This window comes from Stenotrophomonas sp. a6 (assembly GCF_030913325.1).
GTDB lineage: Bacteria > Pseudomonadota > Gammaproteobacteria > Xanthomonadales > Xanthomonadaceae > Stenotrophomonas > Stenotrophomonas maltophilia.
This window is the reverse complement of record NZ_CP133161.1, coordinates 2,923,710-2,940,833: the sequence shown is the minus strand read 5'-3', so window position 1 is coordinate 2,940,833 and position 17,124 is coordinate 2,923,710. Positions and strand designations below refer to the sequence as shown.

17 protein-coding genes are annotated in these 17,124 nt (G+C 67.1%); 9 read left to right on the top strand and 8 right to left on the bottom strand.

What is annotated here, in order from left to right; translation table 11 throughout:
• Position 1 precedes the first annotated feature (1 nt).
• On the top strand, positions 2-886 hold the full coding sequence (locus Q9Q79_RS13600) for an endonuclease/exonuclease/phosphatase family protein (protein WP_201863942.1): 885 nt from the start codon (positions 2-4) through the stop codon (positions 884-886).
• Between the two features lie 224 nt (positions 887-1,110).
• On the opposite strand, the gene Q9Q79_RS13595 is transcribed toward Q9Q79_RS13600, so the two are convergent.
• Complete coding sequence (locus tag Q9Q79_RS13595; protein ID WP_201863944.1) at positions 1,111-4,401, bottom strand: Rne/Rng family ribonuclease; 3,291 nt, start codon at positions 4,399-4,401, stop codon at positions 1,111-1,113.
• 407 nt (positions 4,402-4,808) lie between these two features.
• On the opposite strand from Q9Q79_RS13595, the gene Q9Q79_RS13590 reads away from it, so the two are divergent.
• Positions 4,809-5,783: an RluA family pseudouridine synthase gene (locus tag Q9Q79_RS13590; protein WP_111118353.1), complete on the top strand. Its 975-nt coding sequence runs from the start codon at positions 4,809-4,811 to the stop codon at positions 5,781-5,783.
• Between the two features lie 411 nt (positions 5,784-6,194).
• Here Q9Q79_RS13590 and zupT read toward each other — a convergent pair whose 3' ends face one another.
• The 3 genes from zupT to Q9Q79_RS13575 all read right to left on the bottom strand — a co-directional run bounded on the left by zupT (position 6,195) and on the right by Q9Q79_RS13575 (position 7,866).
• Positions 6,195-7,004 carry a zinc transporter ZupT gene (gene zupT / locus Q9Q79_RS13585; RefSeq protein ID WP_012480802.1) on the bottom strand — a complete coding sequence of 270 codons (810 nt, stop codon included), beginning with the start codon at positions 7,002-7,004 and terminating at the stop codon, positions 6,195-6,197.
• A 98-nt stretch (positions 7,005-7,102) separates the two neighbouring features.
• Positions 7,103-7,519 (bottom strand): energy transducer TonB, encoded by a 417-nt coding sequence (locus tag Q9Q79_RS13580; RefSeq protein ID WP_005410316.1) that lies wholly within the window; start codon positions 7,517-7,519, stop codon positions 7,103-7,105.
• Complete coding sequence (locus Q9Q79_RS13575) at positions 7,516-7,866, bottom strand: 4a-hydroxytetrahydrobiopterin dehydratase (RefSeq protein WP_005410315.1); 351 nt, start codon at positions 7,864-7,866, stop codon at positions 7,516-7,518. The genes Q9Q79_RS13580 and Q9Q79_RS13575 overlap by 4 nt, the downstream gene beginning before the upstream one ends.
• Positions 7,867-7,956: 90 nt before the next feature.
• On the opposite strand from Q9Q79_RS13575, the gene Q9Q79_RS13570 reads away from it, so the two are divergent.
• Both Q9Q79_RS13570 and Q9Q79_RS13565 read left to right on the top strand, forming a co-directional pair.
• Positions 7,957-8,556 (top strand): NfuA family Fe-S biogenesis protein, encoded by a 600-nt coding sequence (locus tag Q9Q79_RS13570; RefSeq protein WP_005410314.1) that lies wholly within the window; start codon positions 7,957-7,959, stop codon positions 8,554-8,556.
• 10 nt (positions 8,557-8,566) lie between these two features.
• A complete protein-coding gene (locus tag Q9Q79_RS13565; RefSeq protein WP_076739319.1) occupies positions 8,567-10,333 on the top strand; it encodes a hypothetical protein in 1,767 nt (588 codons plus the stop codon).
• Positions 10,334-10,437: 104 nt separating this feature from the next.
• Here the strand turns inward: Q9Q79_RS13565 and Q9Q79_RS13560 are convergent, their stop codons facing one another.
• Both Q9Q79_RS13560 and Q9Q79_RS13555 read right to left on the bottom strand, forming a co-directional pair.
• Entirely contained in the window at positions 10,438-10,851 is a 414-nt protein-coding gene (locus Q9Q79_RS13560; protein ID WP_005410312.1) for a barstar family protein, read from the bottom strand.
• Positions 10,851-11,303: a ribonuclease domain-containing protein gene (locus Q9Q79_RS13555; protein WP_005410311.1), complete on the bottom strand. Its 453-nt coding sequence runs from the start codon at positions 11,301-11,303 to the stop codon at positions 10,851-10,853. Before Q9Q79_RS13555 ends, Q9Q79_RS13560 begins: the two co-directional genes overlap by 1 nt.
• 221 nt (positions 11,304-11,524) lie before the next feature.
• Between Q9Q79_RS13555 and Q9Q79_RS13550 the strand changes: the two genes are divergently transcribed.
• The gene (locus Q9Q79_RS13550; RefSeq protein WP_005410310.1) at positions 11,525-12,136 is read left to right on the top strand and encodes a superoxide dismutase; all 612 of its coding nucleotides are present in this window, start codon (positions 11,525-11,527) and stop codon (positions 12,134-12,136) included.
• Positions 12,137-12,254: 118 nt separating this feature from the next.
• Here the strand turns inward: Q9Q79_RS13550 and Q9Q79_RS13545 are convergent, their stop codons facing one another.
• Positions 12,255-13,103, bottom strand: a complete 849-nt coding sequence (locus Q9Q79_RS13545) for an endonuclease/exonuclease/phosphatase family protein (RefSeq protein ID WP_043034725.1) — start codon at positions 13,101-13,103, stop codon at positions 12,255-12,257.
• Between the two features lie 163 nt (positions 13,104-13,266).
• Here Q9Q79_RS13545 and Q9Q79_RS13540 point away from each other — a divergent pair, with 163 nt between their 5' ends.
• Both Q9Q79_RS13540 and Q9Q79_RS13535 read left to right on the top strand, forming a co-directional pair.
• Complete coding sequence (locus tag Q9Q79_RS13540; protein ID WP_024956638.1) at positions 13,267-14,832, top strand: oligopeptide:H+ symporter; 1,566 nt, start codon at positions 13,267-13,269, stop codon at positions 14,830-14,832.
• Positions 14,833-14,839: 7 nt separating this feature from the next.
• Entirely contained in the window at positions 14,840-15,466 is a 627-nt protein-coding gene (locus Q9Q79_RS13535) for a rhomboid family intramembrane serine protease (RefSeq protein ID WP_005410307.1), read from the top strand.
• 55 nt (positions 15,467-15,521) lie between these two features.
• Here Q9Q79_RS13535 and Q9Q79_RS13530 read toward each other — a convergent pair whose 3' ends face one another.
• On the bottom strand, positions 15,522-15,683 hold the full coding sequence (locus Q9Q79_RS13530; protein ID WP_005413966.1) for a hypothetical protein: 162 nt from the start codon (positions 15,681-15,683) through the stop codon (positions 15,522-15,524).
• A 209-nt stretch (positions 15,684-15,892) separates the two neighbouring features.
• On the opposite strand from Q9Q79_RS13530, the gene Q9Q79_RS13525 reads away from it, so the two are divergent.
• The gene (locus Q9Q79_RS13525) at positions 15,893-16,195 is read left to right on the top strand and encodes a GNAT family N-acetyltransferase (protein ID WP_005410305.1); all 303 of its coding nucleotides are present in this window, start codon (positions 15,893-15,895) and stop codon (positions 16,193-16,195) included.
• A 37-nt stretch (positions 16,196-16,232) separates the two neighbouring features.
• Positions 16,233-17,114 (top strand): DUF3298 and DUF4163 domain-containing protein, encoded by an 882-nt coding sequence (locus Q9Q79_RS13520; protein WP_005410304.1) that lies wholly within the window; start codon positions 16,233-16,235, stop codon positions 17,112-17,114.
• Positions 17,115-17,124 lie beyond the last annotated feature (10 nt).

The window sequence follows — 17,124 nt, the reverse complement described above, 5'->3', positions numbered from 1 at the left end:
GATGAAGCAGCAGGGGGCAAGAGTGCGCACGATCGTGCGCGCCCTGGGGCTGGCCATTGCATTGGCACTGCCGGGCGCCGCGATGGCGGCCGATCCAGCCGCCGGGGCAGCGGCTGATGTCGCCACCGCGCCAGGCATGAGCATGGTCACCTTCAATCTGCATCATGACCGCGAGGACTGGCCACGCCGGCGCCGCACCATCCTGGCCGAACTCAAGCGCCTGCAGCCGGATGCGGTTGCCCTGCAGGAGGTGATCCAACGCCGCAACGTGCGAAACCAGGCGCAATGGCTGGCCAGCCAACTTGGTTACAAGTACGTGTTCGTGTCCACCGATGCGGTCGGCGCGCCCAAGCGCTACGGCAATGCGCTTCTGACCCGGCGGCCGATCCTTGCCCAGGGGGATCATCTGCTGCAGCCCTTGGACGACTACCGCACCGTGGCCCACCTGCGCATCGACGTCGATGGCACGCCGGTAAACGTCTACGCCACGCATCTGAACGAGCGCAGTGATGAGAGCGGACAACGCATCCGTCGCAGTCAGGTCGAGGACCTGCTGCGCTTCATCAGCGCGACGTCGGCGGGCGCGCCGGTGGTGATCGCAGGTGACTTCAATGCACTGGTGGATGCCGGCGATCTGAGCGAGCTGCGCAGCCACTACGGCGACAGTTACGGCAGCGTGCACGTCAACACCGATCTGTCCGGGGTCAGTACGCTCAACCGCCACTATTACCAGGCGCCGTCGCGGATCGACCACATCTTCTTCCAGCAGGACGAGATGGTCGCGCGCGAGGCGAAGATCCTGTTCGACCAGCCCGACGACAGCGGTCGCTGGGCCTCGGACCACTACGGCGTGTGGGCCCGCCTGCAGTTCGCGCCGAAACCCTGACGGGACACGCTTAGGTAGGTGCCAACCTTGGTTGGCACGGGCGTGTCCGCGTGCACTCAATCAACGGCGCCAACCAAGGTTGGCCTCTACCAAAGCGGTGACCGTGCGCGGGTTGTGCCCTGGTGGGTGCCAACCTTGGTTGGCACGGTTCGGCCCGAAGCACAAACAAAAACGGCGGGGATCATTGATCCCCGCCGGTTCGTTTTCACGCTATCAAGGAGCGATCAGTTCGCCGGCGGCGTGCGCTTGGCGGCCTCTTCGTCTTCTTCATCAGCCTTGGCTTCTGCAGCCTGGGCTGCAGCGTCGGCATGGCCATCGGCGACCGGATCGATCGACGGCGTCACCACCGCATCAGCGCTCGGGGCGGCGGCTTCGATCGGTGCGGCTTCGACCGCCACCGGAGCGACCGGCTGTTCCACGATCGGCGCAGTCTCGACGACCGGCGTGGCTTCAACGGCCGGGGCGGCCTCCACCACCGGGGCACTCTCACTGGCCACCGGCTTGGTTTCAACCACCGGGGTTGCTTCAACCACCTGCGGCTTCGATTCCACGACCGGCGCGGCCTCGACTGCGACCGGCTTCGCTTCGATCACCGGAGCGGCTTCAACCACCGCGGCCGTTTCAGCCACAACCGGCTTTGCTTCGATGGCCGGCGCAGCAGCGTCCACCACCGGAGTGGCGTTGGCGACCGGTGCGGCAGCGGCGACCGGCTGGACCGGGGTCGCGGCGTCGATGGCATCGAGCATGCTGGTCTGCACCGGCGAGGACACCGCTTCGGTCTTCGCAGCTTCGACCGGTGCCTGCACTTCAGCCACGACCGGGGTGGCGGCTTCGACCACAGCGCTGCTCACCACGGCAACCGGCGCGGCGACAACAGCGGCTGCAGCACGGGCTGGCTTCTCGGCTTCGACAGCGACCGGCTCGGCTTCGTCATCGAAGTCGAACTCCGGCTGCGAACGCGTGGGCTGCACAGCCGCGACCGGCGCAGTGCCGGCAGTGCTGTCGATGTTCGGCTCGGCGCCGTCGGCGTCATCACCGTCATCACCCTCGTCCTGGTCATCACCCAGGGCGTCGCTGCCGGCGGCGTTTTCGGCGCCACCGCGGCGACGACGACGGCCACCACGACGGCCACGGCGACGGCGGGTTGCGCCTTCGCCAGCCTGCTCGCCATTGGCGTCGGTTGCAGCCTCTTCACCGGCAACTGCAACCACGTCGGTCGCACTGGCCGCATTGGCAGCGGTGTCGACCGGTGCGGCCGCTTCCACCGGGGCGACTGGGGCGACAGGCGCGGTGGCTTCCTGCGCGTTCACCCCATTGGCGGCGACGGCCGTAGCGGCTACGGCTGCAGCTGCGGTCACGGCTTCGGCAGGTGCTTCGGCGGCATTGCGCTGCGGCTTCTCGGCCGGCTTGTCACCGTCCTGCTGCTGCGGGCGCGGCTGCTTGGGCTGCTTCAGCTTCGGTTGCTGGTTCTGGTTCTGGCCCTGCTGCTCGTTGCGCGGCTTGTTCTGCTGCTGCGGCGGCTGCTGGCCATCCTTGTGCTGCGGCTCCTTCTGCTTGCCCTGCTGCGGCTGCTGCTGCTGCGCATTGCCGTTATTGCCGTTGCGGCCGTCCTTGCGCTGCTCGCCGCGGTCCTTGCGGTTGCCGCCATCCTTCTGCTGCTGCGCGTTGCCATTGCCACGATTGTCGTCGCGACGGTCCTTGCGGTCCTTGTTGCGATCCTTGTTGCGGTCCTTGCGACCGCCGTCCTGCTGCTGGCGTGCAGCCGGGGCGGCCGGTGCCGGCGCGGGCGCCGGTTCGCCACCGAACACGCGCTTGAGCCAACCGATCACGCCGCCCGCCGGGGCCGGCGCAACAGGGGCTGCAGCGACCGGGGCCGGAGCGGCCGCGGCCGGCTCCACTTCCTCGCGCACCGGGGCCGGGGAGGTGTGCTTGACCTGGGTCACCGCCGGCGGCGGGATGTTCAGCTGGCCCTTGGTCAGCGCGTGCACCGGCAGCTTGCGCGGGGTGCCGCGCTGGTAGCTGGGCTTGCTGCTTTCTTCACCCAGCTCGTTCTCGCGCAGGCGGGTCACGGTGTAGTGCGGGGTGTGCAGCTGCTCGTCGGCGACGATCACGATCGGCGCCTCGTGGCGCTGTTCGATCTCGCGCAGGGCGCTGCGCTTCTCGTTCAGCAGGTAATTGGCGATCTCCACCGGGGCCTGCACCAGCACCTGCCCGGTGTTCTCCTTCATCGCATGCTCTTCAGCCACGCGGATGATCGACAGCGACAGCGACTCGACGCTGCGCATGCGGCCGTGGCCGTCACAACGCGGGCAGACGATCTGGCTGGACTCGCCCAGGCTCGGGCGCAGGCGCTGGCGGCTCATTTCCAGCAGGCCGAAGCGCGAGATGCGGCCGACCTGCACGCGCGCGCGGTCGTACTTCAGCGCGTTGGCGAGGCGGTTCTCGACTTCGCGCTGGTGCTTGTTGGACGCCATGTCGATGAAGTCGATCACCACCAGGCCGCCCAGGTCACGCAGGCGCAGCTGGCGGGCCACTTCCTCGGCCGCTTCCAGGTTGGTCTGGAACGCGGTGTCCTCGATGTCGCTGCCCTTGGTGGCGCGCGAGGAGTTGACGTCGACGGCGGTCAGCGCTTCAGTCTGGTCGACCACGATCGAGCCGCCCGACGGCAGGCGCACGTTGCGCTCGTAGGCGCCTTCGATCTGCGATTCGATCTGGAAGCGGTTGAACAGCGGGATGTCGTCCTTGTAGTGCTTGAGCTTGCGCAGGGTCTGCGGCATCACCTGCTGCATGAATTCGCGGGCGTGCTCGTACATTTCCTCGGTGTCCACCAGGATCTCGCCGATGTCGGCGCGCAGGTAGTCACGCAGGGCGCGCACGATCAGGCGCGATTCCTGGTAGATCAGGAACGGGGCGGGCTTGCTCAGTGCCGCTTCGGCAATGGCGCGCCAGACATTGAGCAGGTAGTCCAGATCCCACTGCAGTTCTTCCGCATCGCGGCCGACGCCGGCGGTACGGATGATCACGCCCATGTCGTCGGGGATGTTCAGCTTGTCCAGGGCGTCCTTCAGTGCGGCCCGGTCTTCGCCCTCGATGCGGCGCGACACGCCGCCGGCGCTGGGTGAGTTCGGCATCAGCACCATGTAGCGGCCGGCCAGCGAAATGAACGTGGTCAGGGCGGCGCCCTTGTTGCCACGCTCTTCCTTGTCGACCTGGACGACTATCTCCTGGCCTTCTTTCAGCAGCTCGCGGATGCCGGCCTTGTTGTGGTCGACACCGGCCTGGAAGTAGTCGCGGGAGATTTCCTTCAGCGGCAGGAAGCCATGGCGGCCACCGCCGTACTCGACGAAGGCCGCTTCCAGCGAGGGCTCGATGCGGAAGATCCGGCCCTTGTAGATGTTGGACTTCTTCTGTTCCTTCGACGGCTGTTCGATGTCGATGTCATACAACGACTGGCCATCCACGATGGCAACACGCAGCTCTTCAGCCTGCGTGGCGTTGATCAGCATTCGCTTCATTGTTGCGTTCCTCGCAAGCGGCTACCGCGCGGAACGCCATGGGGTTTCGCCTCTGGACACGGCTCGCCGCCCATTCGCGCAAGCGCGGGGAGGGCGGCTTGGGTTTCCAGCGCTACGACACCACGGCAGGCCGCGGGAGCGCTTCACTCTTATGGTTTTTGGGTGTTGCAGGGCCGCAGGCAGCTGTCAGCCAGGCTGGAGCGCCACGCGGGACATGTTCAGCACGGTTGCGTGTCAGGCATCCGGCGATGGCCGGGAAGGCCGGTGAGCCGCTAACATGGCCGCCCCGCGGGCGGTGGTCGCGCACTGTGCCGGATTCGTCGGAAGCTGGGCTTCTGGCCCTGAGTAACTTCCAACGAAATCAATCCCTTATCTCGCCCCCCGAGTGTAACAGAATAAACAGCCTGATGACCGCCCAAGACCCCACCAAGCCCGCTGGCGACAAGCCTTCCGTGCGCATGATCACCGTTCCCGCCGACCGCGCCGGCCAGCGCCTGGACAACTTCCTGCTCGGCCAGCTGAAGGGCGCCCCGCGCAGCCTGGTCTACAAGCTGGTGCGCAGTGGCCAGGTACGGGTGAACGGCGGCCGCGCCAAGGCCGAGCGCAAGCTGGAGGCGGGCGACGAAGTGCGCGTGCCGCCGGTTCGTCTCACCGAAGAGGGAGACAAGGTGGGTCCCCCGGAGGCATTCATGCGCCGGCTGGAGCAGGCCATCGTCTTCGAGGACGCGCGCCTGCTGGCCCTGAACAAGCCCACCGGCGTGGCCAGCCACGGCGGCAGCGGCATCAGCTTCGGCGCCATCGAGACCCTGCGCGCGCTGCGCCCGGGGCAGACCCTGGAGCTGGTCCACCGGCTGGATCGCGACACCTCGGGCCTGCTGATCGTGGCCAAGAAGCGCTCGGCGCTGAGCGAACTGCAGGCGCTGCTGCGTGAAGACCACGGCGCCGGCATCCGCAAGCGCTACCTGACCCTGCTGTCCGGGCGCATGCCCGACGGGGTGATGACGGTCGATGCGCCGCTGCATGTCGGCCTGCGCCAGGGCGGCGAGCGCCATGTGCAGGTCAACGCGATCGGCAAGGAATCGATCAGCCACTTCCGGGTGCTGGAGCGCCGCGGCGGCCATTCCTATTGCGAGGTGCGCATCGAGACCGGCCGTACCCACCAGATCCGCGTGCATGCCCAGCACCTGGGGCATCCGGTGGCCGGCGACGACAAATACGGCGATCCGGCGGTCAACAAGCGGCTTCGTGAGCAGATCGGGCTGAAGCGTCTGTTCCTGCACGCGGCCTCGCTGGAGTTCGCGCTGGACGACGGCAAGAGCCCGTATGTGCTGAACGCGCCGCTGGCCGATGAGCTGGTCGAGGCGTTGGACCGCCTGCGCTGACGGCAGTTCGGCGGCGCCGGGCGCTTGGTCGGCGCCATTCGCAGCGCTCAGACACCCGCGCCTCTTCGCCCTCGCCGGACCTGCGGTGCTCGGCTCGCTACAAGGCGGACCCGGACATCCGCAGCGTAGGCCCATACCCGCACGCAGCCTTTGTAGACTCGAGTCGTACTCGACTCACGCGCGCAGCGCGCGCTTCGCTCTTCAATCTTTTCATCGCGCGGCTGGCGTGCACGGAAGAATGACGGGGCACGGGCGGGGCCGGCTTGCAGGGGTGTCTGCGGCATGGATGCCGCGGACAAGCCCCCATGGACGGGTTCACGGCGTCCCCTGCAAGCCGACCCCGCCCGTGACCTCTCGATACTGCGGAACGTGCCAGCCGCGAGGGGGCTCAGCCCGTTGGCCGGGAACCCCTCACCACTTGAACAGCACCAGGCTGATCGCCAGGGTGCCCATGCCGGCCACCAGGCCATATACCGTCTCGTGGCCCTTGGCATAGCGCTTGGCTGCCGGCAGCAGCTCGTCCAGCGCCAGGAATACCATCACGCCAGCGATCAGTCCGAACACCCAGCCGAAGGTGGCGTGCGACAGTGATCCGGACAGCAGCCAGTAGCCAAGTGCCGCGCCGACCGGTTCGGCCAGTCCCGACAGCAGGCTGGCGCTGAACGCATAGAACTTGTTCTGGGTGGCGAAGTACACCGGCACCGCGATCGCGATGCCCTCGGGAATGTTGTGGATGGCGATGGCGAAGGCCAGCGGCATGCCCACCGACGGGCTTTCCAGCGTAGCGAAGAAGGTCGCCAGGCCTTCCGGGAAATTGTGCGCGGTGATCGCCACCGAGGTCAGCAGCGCGACCCGCTTCAGGTACTCGCGACTGTTTTCGCGGAACGCAGGGTCCTGTTTGTCCAGGCTGTCATGCGGGTTGGGAATGAAGTGGTCGATCAGCACGATCACGATCACGCCGGCCAGGAAGGCCAAGGTGCCGTAGGTGAAGCCGGTGCGCTCGCCATAGGCCAGGGCGAACGATGCGATGGACTTGTTGAGGATCTCCGATAGCGACACGTAGACCATCGCGCCGCCGGCGAAGGCCAGGCCGAACGCCAGCAGGCGCGGATTGGGGCGGCGCGAGAACAGCACCAGCAGGCTGCCGATGGCAGTGGCCAGACCGGCCGCGAGGGTGACCGCCAGTGCGATCCAGACATTTTCGGGGGGAATCTGCAGCATGTACCGACGCGGTCCTGGTCAACAGACAGCCGCCCCGGATGAGCCCGGGGCGGGGAGGGCGAGGCGGGCGTCGGCTGGCCTCGTCGGGGCGCGCGCGATCAGCCGCCGCGGCGCAGGCGTTCTTCGATGGCGAAGCACTGATCGGGCTTCGGCTGCGGCGGGTTGAAGCTGACCGGCACCTGGATGGTGGCCGGCACGGCAGCGCCATTGCGGGTGGCGGCCTTGAACTGCCAGCCCTGAACGGCCGTTTTGGCCAGTTCGTCCAGCTGCGGGTTGCCGGCGCCGGTCAGCAGGGCGACCTCGCTTGGCTTGCCGTCGGTGCCGATGGTCACCTTGAAGGTGCTGGTGCCGCCTACGCCCATGCAGGCCAGTTCAAGCGGGTACTGCGGTGGCGGCGTCTTCACCGCGGCCACTTCGGTCGGCGGCGGCGGCGGTGGTGCCGGCGGTTCCGACGGGCCACAACCGGCCAGGCCGGTCGCAGCAATCAGGGACAGGCTCAGCAAGCGTACGTTCATGGCAGTTGCTCCGTCAGGGCCGAAGTCTTCGCAGCGCAGATGAAGTCGTTCTCGCTCAGGCCGCCCACGTCGTGGGTGGAAAAGCGCACCACGGCGCGGTCGTAGTGCACGCCCAGGTCCGGATGGTGGTCCTCGCGGTGGGCAATCCAGGCCAGCGCGTTCACGAAGGCCATGGTGGCGTAGTAATCCTTGAAGCGGAAGGTGCGCGTCAGGGCCTGTCCGCCCTCGCTCAGCTCCCAGCCGGGAATCTGCGGCAGCAGTTCGGCCAGGCGGGCTTCGCCGAGCTTGTGGTCGCTGCCTTTGCGCGGCACGCAACGGGCCTGGGCCAGTGGAATCAGGTCGGCCATGGGAATCTCCACCTCGTGTTGACTGAACAATGCGCCGGACGGTGTATAAATCGAATGAGCGGCTGACGCTTACTTGGCTAGAATAGCCTGATGATCCAGATCTCCGACACTGCCCAGACCCATTTCCGCAAGCTGATCGAACGCGAGGGCGTGCCCGGCATGGGTGTGCGCTTGAGCGCGGTCGATCCCGGCACCCCGCGCGCCGACGCCCGGCTGGAGTTCGCCGAACCGACCGACCTGCTCGGCGACGAGTGGGCGGTGGACTGCGATGGTTTCACGCTTTACGTTGATGCCGGCAGCGTCGGTTGGCTCGATGGCGCCGAGATCGACATCGTCGCCGGCAGTGCCGGTACCCAGCAGCTGACCATCAAGGCGCCGCGCATCAAGGGCGAAGCGCCCGGCGATGCCGCTTCGCTGGTCGAGCGCGTGCACTGGGTGGTGGAAAACGAAATCAATCCGCAGCTGGCCTCGCATGGCGGCAAGGTGGCCGTGCAGGAAGTTTCGGCCGAAGGCGTGGTGCTGCTGCGCTTCGGTGGCGGTTGCCAGGGCTGCGGCATGGCCGACGTGACCCTCAAGCAGGGCATTGAAAAGACCCTGATGGGCCGCGTGCCGGGCGTGACCGCCGTGCGCGACGCGACCGACCACGACAGTGGCCACGCGCCGTATATCCCTCGCGGCAACGCCGCCTGATCGCTGACGCGTGCCTCTGACCCGGGCCGAGCAGTTCATCGACCTGCTGCTGGCCCGCCAGCAGCCCAGGGCCGTCCTCGAGAAAACCACGCGCCTGCCGTATGGCTGGGCGCTGTGGCTGCGCTCGCTCGGTCCGTTGCCGCGGCCGCTGCACGCCAGCGAGTTGATCTCGGTGCTGCTGCCGCGTCCGCTGCCAGGGCCACCCGGGCAGTTGCCCCGGTTGTCACCCTGGCAAGCGATGCGCCGTCTGTTCTGGCAGGACTGGGATGCTGCGCCGCGCGACCAGCGCTGGATGCGTTGGGTCTCGGCCTTGGCCAGTGCGCTGCTGCATCTGCTGTTCTTCATGCTGCTGCTATGGGTGGCAGTGATCCGCACCTCGGCACCGGAAGAACAAGGCGCCGAGGGCGAGCGCGTGCAGGTGGAGTTCGTCGGTCGCGCTACCCGGGAGGGCGGCGGCGATCAGCCAGGTGCGGAAGCGGCGGCCGCTGCACCGCCGGGCCAGGTTGCAGCTGGCCAGAACGCAGGGGCCGCAACGGCACCTGAGCCGCGTCCGGCGTCCGCGTCGGCAGCTGCGTCCGCACCCGCTCCGGCTGCAGTGGCCAGCGTGCCGCCGCCGCCCGCCGAATCCGAGCCGGCGCCGGTCGCGGCACCGCCGCCGTCTCCGGTGCAGGCCACCGAAGTAGCCGAGGCCAGTACGGATTTCGTGGTGCCACCTGTCAGCGTGCCGCGCACGGAGATCAGCATCGTGCCGCGCGACACGGTACCGACGGTGCGCGAGCGCAGCGTGCAGCCGGTGCAGGCGCCGCCGGCCCCGGCCGCACTGCGTGCGCCGGAGATCGCGGTGCGGACGCCGCAGCTGCGTGACATCCCGGTGCAGGAGCGTGAAATCAGTACGGTCGATGCACCGGCGATATCGCAGCCGCTGCGCACAGCCGATGTACAGGTCCGTGTGCCGCAGCGCGATGTGCAGGTGCGCGAGCGCGAAGTGCAGGCCGTGGTCGATCCGCAGGTACGGATGGCTGCTGTGGCCGGGCGCGAGCCGACCGTGCGTGCGCCGGCAGGCCGTGACCTGCAGGTGCGCGAGCGCGAAGTTGCGTCGGCACCCGCGGCGGCGCCTTCAACGTCCAGTGGCAGCGCGCCAGCGGCAACGCCCGCGCCTGCGGCCAGGAGCACTGCAACCCAGGCCAACAGCAGCACGCCACGGCCATCCGCCTCCAGCACGACACCGGCCCAGGCCGGCGCGCGTCCGGCTCCCAACCCGGGCAACTGGGCTACGCCTGCCAAGGGCGACGACTGGGGCGCGTCGAGCCGCAACCACGACGGCGCCAGCAGGGGCGCAAGCCAGGCCAGTGCCGCCGGCAAGGGCAATGGCCTGTTCAATGCCGACGGCAGCGTGCGCGTGCCGGGGCAGGAAGGCGGCGGTCACGCCGAACGTGGTGCCCCAGGTGGCGCCAACGATGGCTGGAGCAAGGAGCGCATCGCGCAGTCTGGCACCTGGTTGAAGCGACCGCCGTACGATTACACGCCGACTTCGTTCGACAAGTATTGGGTGCCGCAGGAATCACTGCTGGCCGAATGGGTGCGCAAGGGCATCAAGTCGATGGAGATTCCGTTGCCGGGCACCGGTACGAAGATCTCCTGCGTGATCTCGATCCTGCAGGCGGGTGGCGGCTGCGGCCTCACCAATCCGAACATGCAGGACCAGCCGGCGGTGGCACGGCCGCCGCCGGACATTCCGTTCAAGAAAGAGCTGCAGGAAGATAACGGGAGCCGCTAGGCAAGGCGCGCGCGCCACACGCTGGCCGGCTCGCGCTTGGGTAGGTGCCAACCTTGGTTGGCACAGGAACGCCGACCAAGGTCGGCCTCTACCAGGGCATTGCCCTACGCGCTCTGCGACAGGAACACCCAGAACGGCACGTCGCGGCCGACCCAGTCGCGGCTGGCTTCGTCCATCACGTCCAGCAACGTGTCGAAATCCTTCTGTGTGGAGGCGCGCAACGTATCCACGTCGGCCAGGAACAGCGCGTAACCGTCGGCCGGCAGCCATTGCAGATCACGAAGGTTGTCCGACAGTGCATCCCAGTTGCCGCCGAAGCCAGCCGGGAAATCCAGCTGCGCCGCCAGCCGGGCGAGCAGGGTGCGTTTGTCGGCGACGCCTTCCAGGTCGATGCGGATCACCTTCAGGCCGGCATCGCGCATCGCTGCGGCCAGTGCGCCGATGTCGTCGCTGTCGATGGCGTAGACGCCGGCATTGTTGATGTCATGCAGGCCGAGGCCGAAATCATCGTGGCTCATCACTGCGCTCCCTGGGCCGGTACGGTGAAGCTGCGGAACGATTCGTAGTGGTCGTCGGTGTAGTACCACGCCTCCGGCGGATCGCCGCCGGTGACGATGCGGCGCGTGCCACGGGTGCGCGCGCCGGGGGTGTCCACGGTGTATTCGCGGTAGTAACCGCGCGGACGCTGCGGCAGCTGCTGTTCGCGGTTACCGAAGGTGCTGCCATCCTGGCGGTGCGGGAACGGCCCGCCGCGCTGGATCAGCGCGATCGTCTGCAGGGCTTCGGCGGGCAGGAAGGCGGGCAGACCGTTGCCCTTGCCGGGCGTGGCCGTGGCCGGTGCGCGCGCGGCAGTCGCACCCTGCAGGTCCGGCGCGAACTGCGGCGCCGGCGGGCGCTGCATGAAATGGTTGACGACCAGGCCGAGCAGCAGCAGGGCGATGGCGGTGATCAGCAGCCGGGGGTTGCGCATGGGCAAGGAAGCGGGCGAGGGTGGTGCTCGCACTGTAGCGCCTGCGCGCTGCACGGTGCATGAGGACGGCGCCGCGTCACCGCTGCGTAACAATTGCCGTCGTGCTCACCGGCAGGACGCAATTTCCTTTACATCCCCCTTGGTAATCTGGCGGTCTGTCCCCATCATTCACCGCGCAACGCCCGACACCGTCGGGTGCCCTCGCAATCAGGAGATGCATCATGGCCTATACCCTGCCCAAGCTGTCCTACGCCTACGACGCGCTGGAACCGCATATCGATGCGGCGACGATGGAAATCCATCACACCAAGCATCACCAGACCTACATCAACAACGTCAACGCGGCGCTGGAAGGCACCGAGTACGCTGACCTGCCGGTCGAAGAACTGGTGAAGAAGCTCAAGTCGCTGCCGGAGAACCTGCAGGGTCCGGTGCGCAACAACGGTGGCGGCCATGCCAACCACTCGCTGTTCTGGACCGTGATGGCACCGAACGCGGGCGGTAACCCGGTGGGCGACGTGGCCAAGGCCATCGACAAGGACCTGGGCGGCTTCGACAAGTTCAAGGACGCCTTCACCAAGGCAGCGCTGACCCGTTTCGGCAGCGGCTGGGCCTGGCTGAGCGTGACTCCGGACAAGAAGGTGGTGGTCGAGAGCACCGGCAACCAGGACAGCCCGCTGATGGAAGGCAACACCCCCATCCTCGGCCTGGACGTGTGGGAACACGCGTACTACCTGAAGTACCAGAACCGCCGCCCGGAATACATCGGCGCGTTCTTCAACGTCATCGACTGGAACGAAGTCGAGCGCCGTTACCAGGAAGCGATTGCCTGATCGTGGTAACAGGATGAACAGAAAAGGCCGGGGGAAACCCCGGCCTTTTTGTTTTCCGCATTGGTAGTGCCGGCCGCTGGCCGGCAGCCCTGGAATGCCGGCCAGCGGCCGGCACTACCTATTCGGCCGTGGCCGCATCGCCCTGCAGGCGCAGGGTGGCCATTACGCCCAGACGCAGGCCCGGCAGGTCGCCGTCGGCCGGCAGCAGGATCGGCTGCTGGCGGATGCCGCCGAAGTGCTTGACCTGGAACAGCACGTCCAGGCCATGACCACTGGCGCCACCGCCGCTGGCCGCCGGCGGCTCGGGGCGGCCACCCGGATTGCGCCGGGCCGGCTGGAACCCCGGGGTACTGCGCACGAGCTCGACGGTGGTTGCCGAGAAATCACCGGCGATCAGGCTGGGCATGCCCTCGGCGGTGGCGCCGATCCAGGTCATCAGGTCGCTGGTCTGGTGCTGGCGGGCAGTGGCCTCGTCCGGGTCCGGGCGCAGCCGTGCCACATAGATGTTTACCAGCGCCTGGCCCAGCTTCAGCCGCATCATGCCGGCGGCGCTGAAGGTGCCGGGTGGGTGCAGCAGGGTCACGCCATCCTCGCTGACCGGCAGCCGGGTCAGCATCGCGTTGCCGTGCCGCAACGGCTGGCTGGGCGGATCGGCGGTAACGAAGTCGCAGCTGTAGCGCAGCCGGCTGGCCAGCCAGCAGGCCGGATTGCGGCCCTGCTGCTGCAGCACCTGCTGTACGGAGATCACGTCCGGCTGCAGCTCGGTGAGCAGGTGCGCCACCTGTTCGCGGCGCTGCTTCCACTGCGCATCATCGCGGCTGGGCAATTCCAGCGCGGCCACGGTCAGCTGCCGGGGCTCGGCCTCACCGCTGGCGGCGGCCGGTGCCTGCGGCCGCGCCTGTGCCTGCAACGCCAGCAGCAGCACGAGACAGCTGAGCAGGAGACGGGCGTGGGCGAGGGGGCGCATAACGATAAGTTTACGCTTTTGTCGTGCAGGTGCCGTGACTTCCGGCATGTAGTGACGTTGCCTGCCACGGATTGGCACCGTTGTCATGCAGCCCTGCAGCGTGCTTCGCAAGCCCCGCTTCCGGTAACCTTGCGCCTTTCGCTTTGCAGGATTGCCTTACAGGATGAGCCACGACGCAGTTGCCCCCATCGCCGGCCAGGGAAAGATGCCGCGCCAGATCCCGTACATCATCGGCAATGAGGCCTGCGAGCGGTTCAGTTTCTACGGGATGCGCAACATCCTGGTGCAGTTCCTGATCACCTCGCTGCTGCTGCAGGAAATCACTGCGGAAGGCCGTGCCGGTGAAGCCAAGGACATCATGCACAGCTTCATGATCGGCGTGTATTTCTTCCCGCTGCTCGGAGGCTGGCTGGCCGACAGGTTCTTCGGCAAGTACCACACCATTCTCTGGTTCAGCCTGGTCTACTGTGCCGGCCATCTGTGCCTGGCGCTATTCGAGAACAGCCGCGAGGGCTTCTTCCTCGGCCTGGGCCTGATCGCGCTGGGTGCCGGTGGCATCAAGCCGCTGGTGGCCTCGTTCATGGGCGACCAGTTCGACCAGAGCAACAAGCACCTGGCCAAGATCGTTTTCGACGCCTTCTACTGGATCATCAACTTCGGCTCGCTGTTCGCCTCGCTGCTGATCCCGCTGGTGCTGAAGAACTGGGGCCCGCAGTGGGCGTTCGGCATCCCGGGCATCCTGATGTTCATCGCGACCTTCGTGTTCTGGCTGGGCCGCAAGCGCTACGTGCTGGTGCCGCTGCCGCCGAAGGACCCGCATTCGTTCGCCAACGTGGTGCGTACCGCGCTGACCACGCGCGTGGCCGGCCAGGGCCGTCCGGGCCTGGTGATCGCCGTACTCGGCCTGGTGCTGGCAGTGGCCTCGTTCGGCCTGGTTGGGTCGCTGGGCATCGTCATCTGCCTGTGCCTGGCGCTGGTGTCGATCCTGGCCGGTATTGGCGGTGGCACCTGGCTGCAGCTCGATCGCGCCCGTGGCCTGCACCCGACCGAAGCCGTGGAAGGTGTGCGCTCCGTGCTGCGCGTGCTGGTGATCTTCGCGCTGACCACGCCGTTCTTCTCGCTGTTCGACCAGAAGGCCTCGACCTGGGTCCTGCAGGGCCAGCAGATGCAGATGCCGAGCTGGTTCACCGCCTCGCAGATGCAGGCGCTGAACCCGCTGCTGGTGATGATCCTGATTCCGTTCAACAACCTGGTGCTGTACCCGGCCCTGCGCCGCTTCGGCTTCGAGCCGACCGCGCTGCGCCGCATGACCGCCGGCATCGCCTTCAGCGGCCTGGCCTGGATCGTGGTCGGCGGCATCCAGGTGGTGATGGACGGTGGCAATGCCATGTCGATCTTCTGGCAGATGCTGCCGTATGCGCTGCTGACCTTCGGTGAGGTGCTGGTCTCGGCCACCGGCCTGGAGTTCGCCTACAGCCAGGCGCCGCAGGCGATGAAGGGCGTGGTGATGAGCTTCTGGAACCTGACCACCACCATCGGCAACCTGTGGGTGCTGCTGTCCAACGCTGCTGTGCGCAACGATGCGGTGACCCACAAGATCGCCAGTACGGGCCTGAGCGAGGCGGCATTCCTGATGTTCTTCTTCGCCGGTTTCGCCTTCGTCGCGGCGTTGGCCTTCGGTTGGTACGCGAAACGCTATCGTATGGTCGACAACTACCGTAGCGCCTGAGCCTGACATGACCCCCGTCAATCTGCTGTTGATCGCCATCACCGCCCTCCTGTCGTGGATGGCGTTCAACAACCGCAAGCTGGCCGACCGCCTGATCCTGTGGCCGCCGGCCATCGACCGTCACCGCCAGTACGACCGGCTGGTGACCTATGGCTTCATCCACGCCGACTGGTCGCACCTGATCTTCAACATGATCACCCTGTTCTTCTTCGGGGGATTCATCGAGAGCGTGATGGTGCAGCTGACCGGCAGCTACCTGACCTACCCGGCGTTCTACATCGGTGCGCTGCTGGTCTCGATCCTGCCCAGCTACCTGAAGAACCAGAAGAACCCGAACTACCTCAGCCTGGGCGCGTCCGGAGCGGTGTCGGCGGTGTTGTTCGCCTTCATCCTGATCAAGCCGTGGTCGATCATCCTGGTGTTCTTCATCCCGGCACCGGCCATTGTCTATGCCGCGTTCTACGTGGGCTACAGCATCTGGATGGACAAGCGCGGTGGTGATCGCATCAACCACAGCGCCCACCTGGCGGGCGCGGCGTTCGGTGTGATCTTCATGCTGGCCATGCAGCCGAGCATCTTCACCCACTTCCTGCGCGAGCTTTCCAACCCGACCTTCCGTCTCGGCGGCGGTTGAGGGGCTGGGGTCGGATCCACTGGATCCGACCCCGGGGGCAGGGACCCGCTCCTGGTCAGGCGCGGGTCTGCTGGCCGTAGGTGTCCAGCAGGCGGGCGAATACCTCTTCGCCGATGCGCTGGAAATCCTGATCTTCGGTCTGCCCTTCCACCGCCAGCTGCAGCAGGCCCTCCAGCAGGGCGCGGTCGGTGTCGGAATGGGAATCGCTGGGGTGCATCGGAGCCTCCGCGGTGGTGCGCATGATCAACGGTCGCAAGGGCCGTGCCAGCATGGCCGTACCCCTCCACAGGCGATAGCGGCCGTCCTCGCTCCAGCTTGAGGGTCGAAAACTGACGTGAATGGATTGGACTTGCCCCTGTTCAGGCTTCACGCGATCATGGCGCCCGGCTGCGCACCATCCACGCAGTCGCCGCAGGAGACAGTTCCATGGCTTCGGTCACGCCCCCCGGTCTGGCCTACGAGGTCGAACACGACCTGGCCAACCATCGCTTCACCGCCCGTGTGCGCGGACAGCTGGCGGTGCTCGATTACCAGATCAAACGCAGGCGCATGGTCATCACCCACACCGAGGTACCCGAGCCGATTGCCGGCCGTGGCATCGCAGGTGAGCTGACACGCGTGGCACTGCGCTTTGCCCGCGAGCAGAAGTACAAGGTGGTGCCGGCATGTTCCTACGCCGAAGCCTTCCTGCAGCGGCACGAGGAGTACCACGACCTGCTCGCTGGCTGAATGCCAGCGGGCCACGCTTCAGCCATGGCAGGCGATGATGTACAAACATGAACAGGGGATCCCGATGAAGATTGGAAACAACCGGCCATTGCACGGCAGCGTGCTGGCCGGCGTGGTGGGCGTGCTGTTGCTGGCCGGTTGCCAGCGTGAAAGCGAGCCGGCACCGGCGACCGACGCGGCCCCCGCCGCCGAGGCCACTGCCGCAGGTGAAACGCCGGCCACGGAAGCGCCGCTGGACCTGCGCGACGTGATCGAGAACAACGAGCGCGAAGTGGTGGGCATCAGCTACCCGGCCGGCATCGATCGCTACCCGGGCCTGGCGCGCGCGCTGCAGAACTACGCAACCAGCGCACGCAGCGACCTGCAGCAGGCACTGGACGGGCTCGGCAATGACAAGCCGACCATGCCCTACGAACTGTCGCTGAGCTTCGAGAAGCTGCTGGAAACGCCGCAGCTGGTGGTGGTCAGTGCCGATGGCAGCCGCTATACCGGTGGCGCCCACGGCGAGCCGCTGGTGGCGCGTTTCGTGTGGCTGCCGGCGCAGCAGCAGATGCTCAGTGCCGACAAGCTGGTGGCCGATGCCAAGGGCTGGAAGGCGATCAGTGATTTCGTCGCCGACCAGCTGCGCGAACGCGTGGCCACCCGCCTCAGTGGCGAGGACATGGACCCGGCCCAGCTGCAGGAATCGCTGCGTAACGCATCGCGCATGATCGCCGACGGTACCGGCCCCCAGGCCGACAATTTCAGCCAGTTCCAGCCGCTGACCAACGACAAGGGGCAGATCACCGCGCTGCGCTTTGTTTTCCCGCCGTACCAGGTGGGTCCATACTCGGACGGCACCCAGACCGCCGACGTACCGGCGGCGGTGCTGTTGCCGCACGTGGCCAAGGACTACGTGGAGCTGTTCGCACGCGGTTGACCGCAGTCGA